We start from the raw sequence: 16,962 nt of genomic DNA, 5'->3' as shown, positions 1-16,962 counted from the left end.
ATATGAGTAAGATAATCTCAGCTTCAAATAAAGCAATTAAGAAACTCAATACTCCACAACTGCTTCAAGGTGGCTTGTACTTAACTTGGGCTACAAGTTTACTAGTATTAGTTTCTACCATGAACGGCATTCAAGGACAGCGGCACGCTATTAACACAATCGGTAAAGATGCAACACCAAGTATCACTACTGCCCAGCGTCTTAAAGATGCAGCAGCGGGTATGGATGCCTACATTGCTAAAGAACTGCTATTACCATCTGGAGAGAATCAAGATGCTGTCAAAGGTTACGAGGAGCGATATGAGAAACTAACTCAAAGGCTGGTTGCTGCTGCGGAGAATATTACCTACGGAAATAAGGAGCGAAAATCTATCGAAACTTTGCAACTTGAACTAGGTAATTACATTGCCAAGATTCAACAGGCGCGTGATTTTCACGAACGCGGTGATACTAATAATATGCTGGTTGCTTATCGAAGTGCTGCGGAAATTATGGATGAGAAATTATTACCAGCAACCGACGCACTGGATAAGATAAATGTAGACGCTTTAAATGTTACATACAATCAGGAAAAATTTGACTTTGGCAAATCGCTATTTTTCATCGTAATTTCTGGTGTCGCACTAATCAGCGTATTAGTAGGGTTACAAATATTTCTCAGTCAGCGGACGCGCCGTACCTTCAATCCTATGCTGTTGGCGGCGAGTGCGATCGCTATTGCTTTTTTAAATTACACAACAGGTGCGTTTCTTTCTGCTTCCCAAAATCTCCGAATTGCTAAAGAAGATGCCTTCACTTCTATTCATACATTGCGGCAAGCCCGCGCTTTAGGCTACATCGCCAATGCCGCTCAAAGTCGCTATTTGTTAGATTCGGCTTTTGCTTTGAATTATGAACAGGCTTTTTTTAACAATATAGCCCAAATTGCCAAACCGCCTGATGGTGAGACTTTTGAAACAGTCGCTGCTGCCGCATCAGCACCAAGATACAAACCGAATAATAATTTCACAGGCTTATTGGCTGACCAACTAAAAAATATTACCTTCGCAGGCGAACGAGAAGCGACAGTGAAAAACCTGTCAACTTTAGGCGCTTATGTTGCTATTGATAAACAAATCCGCCAACTCGAACGCAGTGGTAAACATACTGAAGCGATCGCACTTTGTTTAGGTAGTCAACCAGGTGAATCTAATTGGGCATTTGATGAGTTTAGATTGAAAGCTAATCAAAAAACCTTTGATATTAACCAAGCAGCCTTCGACAAAGCAATTAAGCAAGGCTTTAAAGAAGTGGACGGCTTTGAGTTTACCACCCCAGTGGCGCTGAGTGCGATCGCTATCCTGACTTTATTTGGACTGCTACCGCGCCTGAAAGAGTACTCTACCTAATCCCAAATGTATAGTTCATCTGTTCTGATTTCAGATTATTCACTCTATCTGGTGATGTCGCTCAAAACTTCTGAACGATATCTTAAAAGTACCAGGAGTGATTGAACTCTGGAGACTGTAACTATGAACAAAATTATTTCCGCTAGTTTAATAGCTTTGGCAGCTACCAGTGTATTTTTACACGGGCAACAGCCAGCTGAAGCTAGAGGGCGTTACCAATCCCATCGATATCCCTATTACCATCGATATCCGTATTACGATCGCTATTTTTACCCGGGGCCACTAACATCCTGCTATCCTTTTACTCAATGGCGGGTTGACGAAGACCCCGCTTATCATCCTCATGCTTACTCCGACGGCTACCGTCAAGGACAGACAAGCGCTAAAAAAGGTGATAAATACAAGCCGCGCACTGCTGGCGGTGAATTCGCTCGCGGTTTTGATGATGGCTATAACGGAAAGGAATTTGCCGGTCAAAAAAACATTGTTCCGAACCTAATTAAACCATACACCACAAGTCAATGCGGTTTTTATTAACTTTCTCAAAAGTCAATTGAGAAATGACTGTATATTGGTTATACCCAGTCCCAGATTATAATCAATTTGCTGGGCTACTCAGTTGAATTGAAATAATCTGGAATTTTTTCATACCGTGCAATCTTGCTGTGTTACCAACTATTAACGCCCTAAAACAACCCACTAGTTCTGCTTGGGTGGAACAAGCGATCGCTAATTTAGATATTATTCTTCTTGACCACTCCCACTGCGAACGCAAAGCAGCGGGTGTCGCTTTAAATATGATGTTTCGCTATCCTTCCAATACCAAAATGGTACGGGAATTAACTGCGATCGCTCGTGAAGAATTAGAACATTTTGAGCTAGTCAATCAATGGCTTGAACGCCGCAATATCCCCCTTCTAAGCACTCGTGTGTACTTAAAACAGGCGTTAAAACGCCTACTATAAACTTTTATATTGTATTTAAGCAAGATTTGGACAAACGGTGGCTAATATGTCCAAATCATGTATAGTACATACATACCATGCAGAAGTCCTAAATATGACCCTCCAGTTTACATATGTAAGACTGCTAGTCTCTAATTTTGAGGCTTGTTTTATTTTTTATCGAGATATCATGGGATTTGATATCGCTTGGGGCGATGAAAATGGTGCGTATGCTGAGTTTCAAACCGGAAATACCAAGCTTGCTTTATTTAAACAACACTTAATGGCTGAAGCAGTTGGAAACGCGAATCAACCGTCTTCTGTGGAATGCCAAGATAGAAGTGCGTTGATTTTTGCAGTAGATAATGTGGATGAAACATATCAAAAACTTACAAAAAAAGATGTAAGATTTGTGACTGAGCCATGCGATCGCCCAGACTGGGGAACTAGAACAGCGCACTTTCGCGATCCTGATGGAAATCTGATTGAAATTAATAGTAATTTAAGTTCCTAATTTCATGAGAGCCACTTATAAACATTTTCTGATTCGTAACTGGGAAAAAAGCGAACGCACTTCTGCATCTGAAGTCATTCGTTCTGTATTATCAGAATACGGTCTGGGTTGGGAACCAAACGGTGCAGATCGCTCTGGTGTTGCAAGTCGAAGAATGCTACTTAGCAACAGGTGGCGAATTTTGGGTAATTGAACACCAAAATCAGATAGTAGGTACTGCCGCATACTACCCCATACATCGCGGTGAAAAAGCCGTAGAATCAGGAAAATGCATCTCTTACCCAGCGCTAGGGGTTTAGGACTGGGGAAATTTTTGTTACAACAGCTAGAAGAAGCGATCGCCTAGGAGTGGTTTCCAGCAAATTTGGATTGAAACCAAAGAGCGTATTAGCCGAAGCTGTCAAACTGTATGAAAGCAATGGCTATCAACCAGCAACAGGTGTAGAAACAACCAGATGCGATCGCGTTTATGTTAAAGAGTTATAACTCTTAACTCAATAGCGTACATTCGCAAAGAGCGATGTCGCGTACTAAGCATCAGTACCTGCTAACACCATGCCAGGTAAAAAACCTGCCATATATTTCTCAGCACCTTTTGGATCGCTTAGTAATTGTGCAGAAACCTGGGTAGCCTGTTCCCCAGGATAAACATCCTCGACATCGTCAATAACTGCTTGTAGAGCAGCCCTAGCGACTTCCGCAGGTGCTACCTTGGGATTGGGCCATTCCTTCGCTAACTCAGTATCCACAGTTCCAGGCATCACGCCAATTACCAGGATACCTTGTGCTGCAAGTTCTGCCCGTACCCCTTGAGTCATCGATATAGCAGCTGCTTTAGAAGCGCTGTAAGAACCACTGAACGGCAAATTTACTTTTCCCAGCAGTGACAAAAGATTGACGATCGCACCCCCACCATGTTCTTTGAGAATAGGTGCAAAAGCACGACACATAGACAACATCCCAAAGTAGTTGACCTCCATTTCTGCTCGCGCACTATCGATATCTGATGCAGCAATCAGTCCCTGATTGAGGGAGGTTCCCGCATTATTGATTACAAGAGTCACATCTTGACACTGAGTTGCTGCTGCTGCAACTGATTGAGGATTCGTCACATCCAATTCAATTGGGAAAACGCGAGCAGGATCGAGTGAAACAAGAGAGTTAAGTTTGCCAAGACTGCGAGCGCAAACATATATTTTTGCTACATCCAAATTCAGTAATTGCTCTACAAAGTGAGAACCGATCCCACCATTTGCGCCTGTGACTAATGCAACTACACCGCTAATTTGCATTTCCTGTTCTCCTTAAAGTATTTTGCCAGATGATGAACACCAGTAATTTTGGTTTTGGTGTCTTCAACGAGCCGATAAATTATAATATCCAAGGGTTAAAAGTTACCAAATGGATACTAATATCAAAAACTATTCCTGCCCTGTAGAAGTAACGATTGAAGCGATTGGTGGCAAGTGGAAATGTCTGATACTTTGGTGGCTAAGACGGGATGCGAGGCGTTTTGGTGAGTTAAAGTTATTAATTTCCAACATTACACAGAAAGTCTTGACTCAACAATTGAGAGAATTAGAAAAAGAGGGTTTAATTTACAGAGAATCATTCCCAGAGTCACCACCTCGCGTAGAATATGCTCTCACCCCTCATGGTCAAACTTTCACTCCCATCACCGAATTAATGTGCGAATGGGGGAAAGTACATAAGGTAGGGTATCAATTTAGTTACTGTCGCTTAGAAAACATGAAAGTTTTAGTTGTATCTCCTGAAGCTACAGCTATTTGCAGCAGTCTTAAAGAACACCATGCTACAGCGATCGCTGCTACAGATATTCAAGAGATACCCGATTTACTCAATCAAGTTCAACCCGATGCGATGCTAATCGATTTAACTTCCCTAAATGACAATGAAGCTGATTTACTGACAACTCAAGTCAAACTCAAACAAGTTGAGCAAAAATCCCGTAAGTCGATGGCAATGGTTGCGATCGTTCTAGGTAATGATTCTAAAGAACGTGGACGAGCATTTAAAATGGGGTTTGCTGTTCATATTCCCAAACCCGTTGAAACTATAGAAATGGTGTCTACCTTGGCTAGCTTAATTGGGAAAGATGTGTAGGGGTTTGTTGTCAATCGATAGTGGAGGGTTATATTTGTAACAACAGCTAGAGATGGCGATCGCTTCTCGTGGTTTCCAGCAAATTTGGATTGAAACCAAAGAGCGTCTTAGCGGAAGCCGTCAAACTGTATCAAAGCAACGGGTGTAGAAACCGCAAGATGCGATCGCGTTTATGTTAAATTACTGCGGCACAGTTAGGAGTTAAGTACCTTCGCAAATTATATGTCGTGATTCGCAACAATTTTTTTAGCTAACAATTATTGCGGTACTGCAACAAACTTCCCACGTTTTATCTGTACTAAAACAGGCTCAGTTTCTCGCTCTCCTTCAGGACTAAATTTAAGTGGATATCCTGAAGTCTCATGATCCGACAAATTGACCTTTTCCAAGTTTTCGAGAATTGTCGTGCGATTGGGATTAGCAGACAAAGCCTGAATAAAAGCTTGTGTAGCATCATAGCTGGTTGCTGTTCGCCAACTCACTCCTCCTCCCCATTGGTTTTCTGCTTGTTGGGCAAAGTTTGTTGCTTGTGGTGCTCCCCTAAACCAAGGAACGACTACAATTAAACCTTCTACCGCATTTCCTCCTATACTTAAGATGTAATCGCTATAGAGACTATCTCCACCTAAAAGCTTTAGTCCTGGTCTGGCTGTATTTTGAGATTGGGATCTATGAACTACTTCTTTATTTATGTTAGCAATTTTTAGAGCAACATCTATATGTCCCGCATCTGGAATTAATACAGCTGCTTGTGCTTTATATTCATCACTTTTGTAAACTTCTGCATTCATATCTAGTGAGGTATCAGCTAAATTAATTTGTGGCTTACGAAGCACTTCACCTCCCAGCCTTTCAAATGTCTTTGTAAACTCCTCCCTCATGCTGTCACTGTATGAACTGTCAGGATTAGAGAAAATCACTAATTTTCTTAACTTCAAGTTATTGAACGCATATTCTGCTAATTTTTTTCCCCCAGCAGCATCATCAGGCAAACTCCTAAAGAAATTCCTACCCTGTAATTGTGTGCTAGTACTGGTTGGAGAGATAATAGGGATATCTGTTTTGTTGTACTCTTTTAACGCCGCTTTGGTGGATTCAGAACTGTAGTGACCAATAACTCCTAAAATCGATTGGTCTTTTACCAACTCAGCAGCTACTTGTTTTGCTTGTTCCGGTTGATCTGCATCGTTGGCGATTTGAATTTCCAACAATCGACCATTTAAGCCATTTTTTTGATTAAACTGGTGCTGTGCTTGTGCTACACCGCGTAACATTTCTTGATCGGAGTTTGTAACAGCTGCTGCTAAGGTAAAAGGATTTCCTTTATCACGGGCAAGGGCATTATTATAATAAATTAGTACTTCAGGATCATTGCGATTAGCTGCTACAGCTTGTCCAAATAGCTTAATAGCTTCTTTATAGTTTTCATGTTTAAAGGCTTTAATGCCTAAATCACGATTAATATTTTTAAGATTAGGAAATAAAGTGCGATCGCCATTACTAATCCTACTCTTATCTGCTACACAGGCAATACCAAATTCTTTCTGTTGACCTGGAGGACAATCAGATGAAAACTGATAAGTACCATAACCCACAGTTCCAAAAACTGTAATTACCGCTAGTATTCTTACTAAAGTTGAACCTCTATGAATTTGCGATGGTCGTTGTGTAGGAGTTATTATATTTAGTGTGTTATTTATTGTATGTTCATAAGCTTCTATTTCTGAGAGTCTCTTTCTAGGTAATTCTGTGTTAGGCTTAATTTCTAAGATTTGGTTATACTGTTTTTTTGCTAGTGTGTATTCTTGTTTAATTATTAAATGATGCCCATATAATGATAGTGCATGTAAAAGTTCTTCTTTATAAGATTCCGGATCGGCTTGATAAAGTCGTTTATAAAGTTCTAAGGCATTTTCAAAATTATTTACTTGCAAATATTCTTGAGCTAAAGACAGTACATTCTTAAAGTTGTTAGGATTGAATTCTAACGCCTGCTCGTAAAGTAGTATTGCATTTTGGTGTTTTCCCTGTTTACGCAGACTACTTGCCACAATTGTCAGATGTTTAATACTTTCTTCTTCCTCTTTCTCCAACTCCCATATTTCACTTCGCAGTGGATAAAACTGTACTAACCAAAGACGAACTAGTTCAACTGTAATTCTCCGTCCTGTATCGTCCAAAAAACCAGTGTTAACTAGCTGATTTACAGCTTGTATAAGTGAATCTGTGATAGAAATTCCATTTTGTTGCAACAGCATTAATGGGTCTTCTGGAACACGTTTTCCTTGTCTAATAGCTATCATTTCTGCTTCAGCAACAGATGAAAAAACTACTTGCTCTGGAATAGTAAGCCCATCCCAAAACCATGCTAGTCCAGCTTGAGAATTTTCAATTGCTTGGTATACAATATACTCTACATCAGTACTAGTAATTACCCATTTTTCTTGATTTCTTGCTAGGTTAAAAATAGTAAAGCATATTACCTGAGTAATATAGGGATGTCCTGCTGACAGTCTCAAAATAGTTTGTATAGCATCTGGCTCATATGTCAGTATTTTTTCAGCTGGCTTTGTAATTAAGCGTCTAGCACTCAAGTCATCCAGAAAACCAATTTCTTGATAAGGAGCATCCCTAAATAAGTGAAGCAACTGGGGCAAATCACCCACATTCCTACCTATAACAGGAATGAAAACTAATTTTTTCTGCTGCCTAAATAGTTTTTCTAAATATAAAAATAAATCTAAATGGTTATTTTTTTTGTCTAAATTTTTATTATTTAAAACATCAAATTCATCTAGCAAAAAAACTAAGCTTTTATTATCTATTTTCTGATAAATTTTTGGTAAAAATATTTTATCGAATAAATCTAAATTATTTTCTAGTTCGTCTTCTGTTGGTGCTCTCACCATATTTTCATCTATATCAGTTTGTGCTAAAACTGCTATTGCGAGATTGTGTAAAATGCAACTTAAACTTTGCTGACTTTTATCTTGTAGGTCAAAAAGCACAAATAAAAATTTATCCCTAGTAATAAAATTGGGGATTTGTTGAAGTACAGAAGATTTACCAATACGTCTTTGACCATACAATAATATAACTTTGACACCCTGAAGCAGATTATCCTCAATGAATCGGAATAGACTTTCTCTCCCGAAAAACTTTTCCGATTCAAATATAGGACGACCTATAATGTAAGGGTTTCTGGTAGCGGATGAATATTTCATACCTCTTCTCAATATAGGAAGCTACTCGTGTATAAAATGTAAAATTTGTAGCTTCCGCCGCATTTGCTCAAAAAATTTATTCAGGTGAAGAAGTAGGAGAAACACCTGAGAAAGTTCCTTTTGCAAAAGCGGCTACTAATTCTCCAAACCATTGGACACTACTACGGATGGCATCTTTATTCTTCCATACTTGTTCTATCACATTCTGGATCTTCTGTACTTGCTGGCGTGTAACATTACCAAAAAGTTTCTCTTTTTTTGTAAGTTCCTCTAAACTACTATTTTCAATCTCCTTAATAACCCACCATTCCATAATTGATGAAGCAAAAGAATACACTTTTTTATTTTGTTCAATCGTCGATTTAATAATTCCTTCTTCTTCCATCTCGAGTAGTTCTCGCTCTCCTTTACTAAAATCATTAATATCAATATTACCCAAGTTGTACTGACGTTGTTTGTTAAGCCGACCTCCCAAGTGAGACAAAGCAAGTAGCATAAGAAGTAGCTTTTCTCTATCATTTAAGGATTCCCAGGTATTTCGGAAGAAAGATTCTGTTGAGCGAAAGAATTCTAGAGCAAATTTGTTAATATCAGGTTTTTTCGCAGCACGCAAAGTCGGATGCAAAAGGAAGCAGGCTGTTTGCAATAGTTTGGGATGATTACCAGTAATTGTTTGCACCCCTTTTTTCAAATCTAAGTTTGTATTCCAGGGACTGGGTATAGATTTTAAGAACTCATCCACTTCTGTCTGTTCAAAAGCTTTTATAGGCACAAATAAGTAGTTATCATACCAAGAGGTATTATTGGCAGTTAAGTTAGCAGCAAGTTTATTTAAAGGCTTATTTGATGCAACAATTGTGGAAAAACACCTTCCTTCCTCACAATCTGCTAAATTACGAAATTCTTTTAAAAACTTCTGCCTATCATCATCTGTGAAACTATTTTCCTCCGTAAACACAGTATCAAAGTGATCTAACAGTAGTGTCAAATATTTTTCTGCGGCTCCTATTTGACGCAGAATTTGCTTAATATTTTCTACTTCTACTATTTCTTCTCTCAATATTATATCGAGTTGTGAGTGTACAGAATTAATACTTTTTAATTCTTCCAGGAGTAGAATTATTACTTTCCGCCAAAAATCTGAAGCTGTAAAAGGGTTAACTAGTTTACAATCCAGATAAATCATGAAATATTCATTAGTTTCAAGTCCTTGCTCTTGTCTGTTTCGAGGGTCTATAAGATACTTTAGAAAAGAAGATTTGCCAATACCAGAACTACCATGTATGGCAAGATGACCAGAATTAAAAATTTGATCGATTGCGTAATCCATTTCATGTTGCCTGCCGATAAAATCTTTTACTTTTACCGTTTTTCCTGGAGTAAATGGATTTCTTCGAGCATGAAAAACAATAGTTTGTAAATCTTTTAAACGTTGCTTTATTAATTTATGATTTTGTATTTCCTTCGGTGCTTGAATAAGTTGTTCTCTGGCTAATTCATATTTTCCTTTTAGTCTTAATTCATTTTCATAGCCAAGTAATGCTTCTATTAAAGAATCCTGAATACGCATTGGATTAAATTTGTAAATGCGCTTGTAGCATTCGACTGCTTTACTAAACTTATGAGTCTCTAAAAATATTTCTGCTAGTTCTAAGATAGCTTGAAAATGGTTGGGATTATTTATTAATGCTTGCTCATAAAAGCTGCAAGCATAGCTTATATGACCTGATTTACGGTATTTAACTGCTTCTTCGTAATGTTTTTTGGCTTTTTCATCTAATTTTGCCAGTTCTAAGATTTCTTTCTCTAGCGAGTATCTATTTAAAAACCAACGCCGAATTAATTCAACTTTTACCTTGTAAGTATAAGTATTTTTAATGAGAGTTTTTTTACTTTTAATCTCTTCAATAAATCCTCTTCTAACTAGTCTCTCCTTCGCTTCATATAGTGGATTGGTTAAAGTAACTCCATATTGTTCTAATAATTTCAGTGGCTCTAGTAAAGCTTCTTCATTTTCTTGAAGTGCCATTCCTTGAATTTGTGCCGTGGCAAAGAAGACTAATCTTTCCGGTACAGATAATCCATCCCGAAACCACGCTAAACCTCCCTGACTCAGTTGAATTGCTTGCTCTACAATTTCTTCTACCTCTTGACAAGTAATTATCCAGTTATCCTTTGATCTAGCTTGAGCGAAAAGAGCAAAGCATAGAACTTGTGTGAAATAGGGATGACCTGCTGAAAGTTCTAATATTGCCTGTACTGCATTAACATGATATTCTAGTATACCTTCAACAGGTTTTATGATTAGTTGTTCAGCACTCTTTTCATCTAATAAACCAATTTCTTGATTAGGTGCTCTCCTAAATAAGCTCAACAGAGTTGGCATATCTTCTAGACGCTTTCCTACAACTGGTATAATAAAAAGTTTTTCATCTTTATCAATAAAAGAATTTAAGTAAGATAAAAAGGGAGGAGGAGACGAGCTACTGTTATAGTTGCTTAAAGTATGAAATTCATCAAAGAGAATAACTAAATTTTTATTAATTGCTTGATAAATACTAGGTAAGAATGTACTATGAAAGATAGATGTATCTATCTGTAATTCTAATATTGTAGGATTTTTTATTTTGCTGGAGTCTAAATCTAACTTATTAATAATTTCTTGAACCAATTTATGTAAAATAACACTCAATTCTAAATCTCCTTTATCTTGTAAATCAAAGGAGATAAAAGCAAAGTTATCCTGACTGATAAAATTAGAAATCTGGAGGATAACAGATGATTTACCAATCCTTGGTTGACCTTGAAGTAAAATTACTTTTTCTTTTGAATTAAGAGCATTATCAATAATTTCAAATAATTGTTCCCTACCAAATAATAATTGTTTATCTGAAATAGGATTACCGATAACATAAGGATTTCTGATTTTTGTTGATTTATCCATTATTTTTTTCCAAATTATCTAGAAAATAAATCCTTTAGGAAAAGTAGCTACTAACTTACCAAACCACTCAATACTTGTAGGAATTTTTTCTTGATTATTCCATAGCCATTTAATAGCTGTAGTGAATTTATCCATGTGTTGGCGACTCATCAAATTGATAAAAAGTTTTTCTCGTGCTTGCAACCACTTCTCATCTGTTTGCCGAAGTTCTTGAATTACCCAACGCTCCATTGTTGATGAAGTGAAAAAGTAAATGTTTTTCTCTTCATTAACAGTGTGAGTAACTACACCTTGTTCTTCTAGTTTGATTAATTCTCGCTCTCTTTGACTAAAGATTAATTCAATACCACTAACATCAAATTGCTTCTGTTTATGCAAACGACCTTTTAAAGCAGAAAGAGCCATGAGCATCAGTAGAGTTTTTTCTAGTTTACTACACCTGTCCCAAATCTTTTGAAAAATCGGTTGCGTTCCCTTTTCAAAATCGCTGACAAATTTCTCTACACTTGGCACATTTGCAGTGAGTAAATCCCTGTATAGCAGAAAACCAGACATTTGTAGCAAAGACGGATGTCCGCCTGTATTTTCTTTAATTGCTTCCCGCAAATCTGGTATTCTTAATATCTGAAATATGCGGTCAATTTCACTGTTATTAAATGTCTTAAGTCGCAGAAAGAGATAGTGATTATACCACGGAGAAGCGTTGGGATTGAGTTTTGGTCCTAGTTCATTGAGACGTTTAAGCGAAGTAACAATCATCGACAGATGTTGTCCCTCCGCAGAGTGAACAGCCAAATTACGGCACTCACTCAAAAACCTTTGCATGGCATCTTCATCGTATTGCTCGTTCGTGTTTAGTGCTACATCAAAGTCGTCTATTAGCAAGACGAGATTTTTACCTTGTTTTCCAAGCTTTCGCAATACCTGTCGCAGGCTATCTCTAGTCTTTTCTCCTGCTTGCAGAATTGTATCAATTTCAGCTTGCAATGCAGATTCACCTTCTAACTTCTCTTTCAGAAGGTTCAGTATTTCTTCCCAAAATTTGGAGGGAGTGAAGGGAACGATACTCTCGCAACTAAAACGAATAATTACCGCTTGGGATGAATCCATTCCGTGATCTTCCCAAGCTTGAGGTGATTCTAGTTTATGCAAAAACGAGGTTTTGCCCATACCCGGACCACCCCAAATCGCTAAATGACTGCGATTATAAATTTGGTCAAAGGCAGCTGCAATTTCTGATTCTCGCCCTACAAAGCGTTCTGGAGGTACTGGTTTTCCGACAATAAAGGGATTTTGTGACATGTAACATTATCATTTAAGTAAGTATTTTATATGCATTACTATCTATCTTAAATTAAACTTATTCATGCCCATCCATTAACCGACAACGCTCCTGGGTTTGACACTCCAGCCGAGAGTGGCGCAGTCTCACAATAGTTTGTAAATCCGCTCGTCCTGTAAGTGAAAGTCGCAAGTCTGCCCAAATGCCATATAGAAAGTTAGCGATCGCACCTACAATTGGCAACTTGGTTGCAGCATAAACCCACCCCATTCCTAAAGTTTCGTAAACGCGGCGAAATACTTCAACATTTTTAACTAGCGTTCCATCTGGCAACACAGCATGGATGCGCCCCATTGCAGTCTCATAATCAACTCCGCCATTTGCTTCGGCGTTATAATTATCAGCCGCAATATCTACAAACGCTACCAGCCCCCGACCCGCATCACGAAACGTCAAAAAGTTAACTTCGCGCACGCACAAAGGACATTCACCGTCGTAGAGCATTTTGATTTTCCATGACGGTGGCTGGTTAAGAGATTTATCGCTCATTGTATGGTTGAGTTTGTAGTGAGGACATTCGCAGTTAAATTAAGTTTGTTTTCGCACACGTAAGGCGTAACGAAGGTGTGGCTTTTCGATGAGGAGTGCAAGCACCAACAAGAGTGTTTCTATAATTTTACACCCAATATCTGCACTTCAGAAATATTGCACTCTGGTTGCGTGCATGTGAATAACTATTAAGATTCAATCCCACCAATAGCAAACAATGACTGCATCATGGTCGTGTTGAACATCATTACCCCATAACGCCCTCTCTAATCTCGTTCTCAGTTGGCGCTTCAGCCGAAAACCGTAGTTTTCATTCGTGCCATCAGTTATTTCTACTGAATCAGCACGCCACTTTTTACCCAAGTCTAAAAGCTGAGATACTTTTGTATCTTGATTCTCGGTAAGGATGTATAACGTATCTCCAGGATAAGCAACAAAATGGATAATGCTAGTCTCAGGCATGGGACGATAATTTGCCATTGCCAAGAGGGTATCGATCATACCACCAAAGCTTAAACCATTTTCATCTGGTGCAAAGATTGGTTTTGTGAACAGAAAGCTTGCCCATAAATCCGTGCGTTCAGAAAGGTCAGCAATCACCTCTTCACCATTGAACTGATTAAATTGACGCTGCCAAACCAAGGCAGCAAAGAGTTCTTGAGGAGAATAAGACCTCGCTATCGATTGGATTTTAGTTAAGTCAAGCATCGCCCCATCCGCGTATTAGTTTTTTCTCTTACCTTCCTTGAATTGTAAAGCCTATCAAATTCATGAGCGATCAGGAGTTAGGCGATCGCAGCTTGGGTATTACAACCAACGGTCATATCTGGAAAAAATACGGTTACTAATGATTTGCAAGTATTAGTATGATTGCCTGAGAAATTTTTTTTATATATACTTATGTAATAAATGAGTAATTTTATCAAAGGCTTACTTAACCTTTTTCTTGAATCCAATTGTCCTCTGTGCCAGCGCCAAACTTCTCAAGAATTTTGTCAATACTGTGTCAAACAGTTACATAGCTGTCACTTGCCTGAACCCAATACTCGTTGGCAAGAATCAATACCAGTGTTTGCTTGGGGTATGTATAGCGGTTCTTTAAAAAGAGCGATCGCCGCCATGAAATACGAAAATCAACCCCAAATCGCTCGCCCTTTGGGACAATGGTTAGGCGAAGCATGGTTAAATTCGCTTTCTTGTGACCGACGCTTAATAGTCGTTCCCATTCCACTTCACCCCACTAAGCAAAAAAAACGCGGTTACAACCAAGCCGCGCTCATCGCAGAAAGCTTTTGCCAAACAACCGGGTTAAAATTAAAACAAAATGGTTTGGCAAGAGTACGAGAAACCGAAGCACAATTTGGTTTATCTGCATCTGGGCGAGAAAAAAACTTAGCAGAAGCTTTTGCTTTAGGGAAAGAATTTTCTCAGTGTCGCCCAGATGTACCAGTGTTGTTAATTGACGACATTTACACTACTGGTGCTACTGCTAAATCTGCGATTTCAGCACTTCATCAATCTGGAATTGCCGTAGAGGGATTAGCAGCGGTTGCTACTGCTGTAAAAGAAAGATTAACAAAGAATATGTAGGCAAGCTATGCTTGAGAAATCTATAATTGACCAGATTATACTGTTTTTGTGGGAACACTGCTGGGAATGATGAGTAAAGCTTTCGGGGCAAGTTTGAGGCAAGTAATAATTGTTCCTGCTACATTGCTGGCAATTGGTATAAGTACAACAGCAGCTTTTGCTCAAAATAAGTTGTATACTCCAATTCCTTTACCTAATATTGCGGAAATTTCTGATACGCTTTCAGATAAAGACATTCCCACCGGTCAAGGTGGATTCGCCCGTGATTACCTTGTGAAACTGACCAAGGGGGATAATCTCGCAGTTGATCTGTCCTCTGACAGCTTTGACGGCATCATCACACTGCTAGCTCCTGACGGATCGACAGTAGCAGAAAATGATGACGGTCCCGATGGTAGCAGTAATTCCCTGCTGTTTACCCGCATTATTGAAACAGGAAATTACATCATTCGTGTCAGGTCTTTTGGAGAAACTGGAGTTGGCGCTTATAAACTCAAAGTGACAAAGTTGCAACCAGTTAAATAAAGTTAGGAGTTATGAGTTACTCCGCTCCTCTTAACTTCTAACTCATAACTCCGCTCCTTTGCTCCTCCTAACTCTTAACTTTCTAAACCGGTCAGTACACAGAGAAATAAGGCTTCAGTCCACTCAACGACTGCACCGTATGTATCTCCTGTATGTCCGCCTAATTTGTGATTAAACCAAGCACCAGTGACAAAAGCGATCACACTTCCTGCCAGTGTCATCCCTAGCGCAAAAAATAGGCGTTTGTCGATTAAAATTTCTAAACCACTCAAACAACTCAGCAGCAATAATCCTGGTAAGCAATCTTTATAAGAACGAATTGCTTCTTTATGAAATGCGCCTTTGCCAGTTAATTTCAGGTAAGGATATTGAACGATCGCCAAAATTTGCCCCCAACGTCCCCACCCACAAGCAGCCATCAAAACTAGCCAGCGGTTTTGATGGATGTCTGTCAATGCGGTTGTTTTTAATAATAGCAAGGCGATCGCTGCCATTGCCCCAAACGCACCTGTCGCACTATCTGCCATCACTTCCAATCGTCGTTCTTTGTCACCTACCGCTAACCCATCAGCAGTATCCATTACTCCATCTAAATGCAGTCCTCCCGTAATCGCAATCCAAACACTAACTACCAACGCACTACGAGTTAATACTGGCATACCCAGATAATTCATCCCAGTATCAAATAGCCCCAAAATTCCCCCAATCATCAACCCGATTACAGGCGCAAAGCGTGCCACCTGCGAAAAGTCTAACTTGTCCAAATATGGCACAGGTATTGCAGTATAAAATATAACCGAAGCTGTGATCTGGGACAAACTTTTTTTCCACCATTGCTCTTCATTAGTCATATTTATTACCTTAGTTCTTAGTCATTAGTCATTAGCATTTTTACAGATGACAAATGACAAAAAATAAAGGACAAATGAAGAATGACGCTGAAAATTCTGGCACTGGAGCAGCATCAAATTTTAAAGCTTTAAATAAGATTTACTAGCATACCGGAATTCTCCTAGAAAATTTTGTTATGCTTATGTCAGTGGTTAACTAGAAATGCATAGTATAAAAATAAACCTAATTCTTATTTTCCGAAGTAGCAATTTAATCAGTAGCAGTGACGTTGTACCGATTTTCAACTAATAACTTATTTCAAATTATTAGTTGTCACCCCACAAAGAAGTTGATAATTATTTAAATGTAGGGTTTAGCTGCATCTGTTCAATTGACTGTTTAGCTGTGTTGTACTTCACCTTCAAAGCACTCAAGCTATTTAATTATGACCCACCATCTACCCGACACCAAGATACCAGCTCCGTGCATCATTAACACGGGCGTAATTGTAAATAAGCTCGATATACGACGATTGTTGACGGATTTAGGTCGCGTCCACTACATTTACACCCAAGATGGCAAATTGCAGAGCGAGGGTGACGGGGATGTAATGGAAGTCTTCGCAAATCCGCAACGCTCTACGTTAGTAGCTAACCATGCTCTTTATTTAAATGTTTATAGCTTCGATTATTTGGAATTAAAACATTCTCCGCAGCAGCAAAGCTTTTTTGATTTGGTGCAGGAAGGAACTTGTTTGCGACTTATTCCTTTGTCTACTCCCTTACAAGAGCGACGCGATCGCAACTTGAATGTCAGCACCATTGAAGCCATGATGGAGCAGGTGCTATCAGCTAGGTGGGATGCGGAAATTGACGATGACAGTTCTGATTCGTTTTAAAGTCAATAGTCAAGAGTCTTGAGTCAACACTTAAATCCCCCTTGTCTCCACGCCAGTCGCTACAACGGAGGGAACCTCACGCGGCTATTGCTCAAGTCAACGAGTTCCACCTCTTAAGCCTTGCGTCGTTCGCGCAGCGTCTCCCAAAG

At 38.9% G+C, this 16,962-nt stretch carries 14 protein-coding genes and 3 pseudogenes; 10 read left to right on the top strand and 7 right to left on the bottom strand.

Translation table 11 applies throughout. The features are described 5' to 3' along the window. The first annotated feature begins 2 nt into the window (after nt 1–2). The 5 genes and pseudogenes from AABK37_RS27660 to AABK37_RS27640 all read left to right on the top strand — a co-directional run bounded on the left by AABK37_RS27660 (nt 3) and on the right by AABK37_RS27640 (nt 3,332). Nucleotides 3–1,388 (top strand): hypothetical protein, encoded by a 1,386-nt coding sequence (locus tag AABK37_RS27660; protein ID WP_432554710.1) that lies wholly within the window; start codon nt 3–5, stop codon nt 1,386–1,388. Nucleotides 1,389–1,511: 123 nt separating this feature from the next. Then, nucleotides 1,512–1,925, top strand: coding sequence for a hypothetical protein (locus AABK37_RS27655; RefSeq protein WP_432554709.1), 414 nt, complete (start codon nt 1,512–1,514; stop codon nt 1,923–1,925). 110 nt (nt 1,926–2,035) lie between these two features. Next, nucleotides 2,036–2,305, top strand: a pseudogene (gene miaE / locus AABK37_RS27650) (tRNA isopentenyl-2-thiomethyl-A-37 hydroxylase MiaE); the annotation flags it as partial. A 142-nt stretch (nt 2,306–2,447) separates the two neighbouring features. Next, a complete protein-coding gene (locus AABK37_RS27645) occupies nt 2,448–2,846 on the top strand; it encodes a VOC family protein (protein WP_432554708.1) in 399 nt (132 codons plus the stop codon). A 4-nt stretch (nt 2,847–2,850) separates the two neighbouring features. Further along, nucleotides 2,851–3,332: pseudogene (locus AABK37_RS27640) on the top strand (GNAT family N-acetyltransferase). 44 nt (nt 3,333–3,376) lie between these two features. Here the strand turns inward: AABK37_RS27640 and AABK37_RS27635 are convergent. Continuing rightward, nucleotides 3,377–4,138: an SDR family oxidoreductase gene (locus AABK37_RS27635; RefSeq protein WP_432554707.1), complete on the bottom strand. Its 762-nt coding sequence runs from the start codon at nt 4,136–4,138 to the stop codon at nt 3,377–3,379. Nucleotides 4,139–4,247: 109 nt separating this feature from the next. Here AABK37_RS27635 and AABK37_RS27630 point away from each other — a divergent pair, with 109 nt between their 5' ends. Continuing rightward, a complete protein-coding gene (locus tag AABK37_RS27630; protein WP_432554706.1) occupies nt 4,248–4,970 on the top strand; it encodes a winged helix-turn-helix transcriptional regulator in 723 nt (240 codons plus the stop codon). 40 nt (nt 4,971–5,010) lie between these two features. After that, nucleotides 5,011–5,168 (top strand): annotated as a pseudogene (locus AABK37_RS27625) (GNAT family N-acetyltransferase); the annotation flags it as partial. Between the two features lie 59 nt (nt 5,169–5,227). Here AABK37_RS27625 and AABK37_RS27620 read toward each other — a convergent pair. The 5 genes from AABK37_RS27620 to AABK37_RS27600 all read right to left on the bottom strand — a co-directional run bounded on the left by AABK37_RS27620 (nt 5,228) and on the right by AABK37_RS27600 (nt 13,677). Continuing rightward, nucleotides 5,228–8,059, bottom strand: a complete 2,832-nt coding sequence (locus AABK37_RS27620; protein WP_432554705.1) for an ABC transporter substrate-binding protein — start codon at nt 8,057–8,059, stop codon at nt 5,228–5,230. 211 nt (nt 8,060–8,270) lie between these two features. Next, nucleotides 8,271–11,138 carry an nSTAND1 domain-containing NTPase gene (locus AABK37_RS27615; protein WP_432554704.1) on the bottom strand — a complete coding sequence of 956 codons (2,868 nt, stop codon included), beginning with the start codon at nt 11,136–11,138 and terminating at the stop codon, nt 8,271–8,273. Between the two features lie 18 nt (nt 11,139–11,156). Then, nucleotides 11,157–12,440 (bottom strand): ATP-binding protein, encoded by a 1,284-nt coding sequence (locus AABK37_RS27610; RefSeq protein WP_432554703.1) that lies wholly within the window; start codon nt 12,438–12,440, stop codon nt 11,157–11,159. Between the two features lie 58 nt (nt 12,441–12,498). Beyond that, the gene (locus AABK37_RS27605; protein ID WP_432554702.1) at nt 12,499–12,969 is read right to left on the bottom strand and encodes a thiol-disulfide oxidoreductase DCC family protein; all 471 of its coding nucleotides are present in this window, start codon (nt 12,967–12,969) and stop codon (nt 12,499–12,501) included. A 195-nt stretch (nt 12,970–13,164) separates the two neighbouring features. Further along, on the bottom strand, nt 13,165–13,677 hold the full coding sequence (locus tag AABK37_RS27600) for a hypothetical protein (RefSeq protein ID WP_432554701.1): 513 nt from the start codon (nt 13,675–13,677) through the stop codon (nt 13,165–13,167). Between the two features lie 201 nt (nt 13,678–13,878). On the opposite strand from AABK37_RS27600, the gene AABK37_RS27595 reads away from it, so the two are divergent. Further along, a complete protein-coding gene (locus AABK37_RS27595; RefSeq protein WP_432554700.1) occupies nt 13,879–14,559 on the top strand; it encodes a ComF family protein in 681 nt (226 codons plus the stop codon). Nucleotides 14,560–14,625: 66 nt separating this feature from the next. After that, nucleotides 14,626–15,084, top strand: coding sequence for a PPC domain-containing protein (locus AABK37_RS27590; RefSeq protein WP_432554699.1), 459 nt, complete (start codon nt 14,626–14,628; stop codon nt 15,082–15,084). A gap of 74 nt (nt 15,085–15,158) precedes the next feature. Here AABK37_RS27590 and cobS read toward each other — a convergent pair whose 3' ends face one another. Continuing rightward, a complete protein-coding gene (gene cobS, locus AABK37_RS27585; protein ID WP_432554698.1) occupies nt 15,159–15,935 on the bottom strand; it encodes an adenosylcobinamide-GDP ribazoletransferase in 777 nt (258 codons plus the stop codon). A 425-nt stretch (nt 15,936–16,360) separates the two neighbouring features. On the opposite strand from cobS, the gene AABK37_RS27580 reads away from it, so the two are divergent. Then, nucleotides 16,361–16,813, top strand: a complete 453-nt coding sequence (locus AABK37_RS27580; protein ID WP_432554697.1) for a hypothetical protein — start codon at nt 16,361–16,363, stop codon at nt 16,811–16,813. Nucleotides 16,814–16,962 lie beyond the last annotated feature (149 nt).

It is taken from the genome of Tolypothrix sp. VBCCA 56010 (genome assembly GCF_050875635.1).
GTDB lineage: Bacteria > Cyanobacteriota > Cyanobacteriia > Cyanobacteriales > Nostocaceae > Hassallia.
This window is presented reverse-complemented; position numbering and strand designations above follow the sequence as displayed.

Bases quoted from the DNA above. Each gene is read 5' to 3' on its own strand.
- AABK37_RS27635 (WP_432554707.1), bottom strand. From the start codon at position 4,138: ATGCAAATTAGCGGTGTAGTTGCATTAGTCACAGGCGCAAATGGTGGG.
- cobS (WP_432554698.1), bottom strand. From the start codon at position 15,935: ATGACTAATGAAGAGCAATGGTGGAAAAAAAGTTTGTCCCAGATCACA.
- AABK37_RS27580 (WP_432554697.1), top strand. From the start codon at position 16,361: ATGACCCACCATCTACCCGACACCAAGATACCAGCTCCGTGCATCATT.
- AABK37_RS27630 (WP_432554706.1), top strand. From the start codon at position 4,248: ATGGATACTAATATCAAAAACTATTCCTGCCCTGTAGAAGTAACGATT.
- AABK37_RS27645 (WP_432554708.1), top strand. From the start codon at position 2,448: ATGACCCTCCAGTTTACATATGTAAGACTGCTAGTCTCTAATTTTGAG.
- AABK37_RS27605 (WP_432554702.1), bottom strand. From the start codon at position 12,969: ATGAGCGATAAATCTCTTAACCAGCCACCGTCATGGAAAATCAAAATG.
- AABK37_RS27600 (WP_432554701.1), bottom strand. From the start codon at position 13,677: ATGCTTGACTTAACTAAAATCCAATCGATAGCGAGGTCTTATTCTCCT.
- AABK37_RS27615 (WP_432554704.1), bottom strand. From the start codon at position 11,138: ATGGATAAATCAACAAAAATCAGAAATCCTTATGTTATCGGTAATCCT.
- AABK37_RS27655 (WP_432554709.1), top strand. From the start codon at position 1,512: ATGAACAAAATTATTTCCGCTAGTTTAATAGCTTTGGCAGCTACCAGT.
- AABK37_RS27595 (WP_432554700.1), top strand. From the start codon at position 13,879: ATGAGTAATTTTATCAAAGGCTTACTTAACCTTTTTCTTGAATCCAAT.
- AABK37_RS27660 (WP_432554710.1), top strand. From the start codon at position 3: ATGAGTAAGATAATCTCAGCTTCAAATAAAGCAATTAAGAAACTCAAT.
- AABK37_RS27610 (WP_432554703.1), bottom strand. From the start codon at position 12,440: ATGTCACAAAATCCCTTTATTGTCGGAAAACCAGTACCTCCAGAACGC.
- AABK37_RS27590 (WP_432554699.1), top strand. From the start codon at position 14,626: ATGATGAGTAAAGCTTTCGGGGCAAGTTTGAGGCAAGTAATAATTGTT.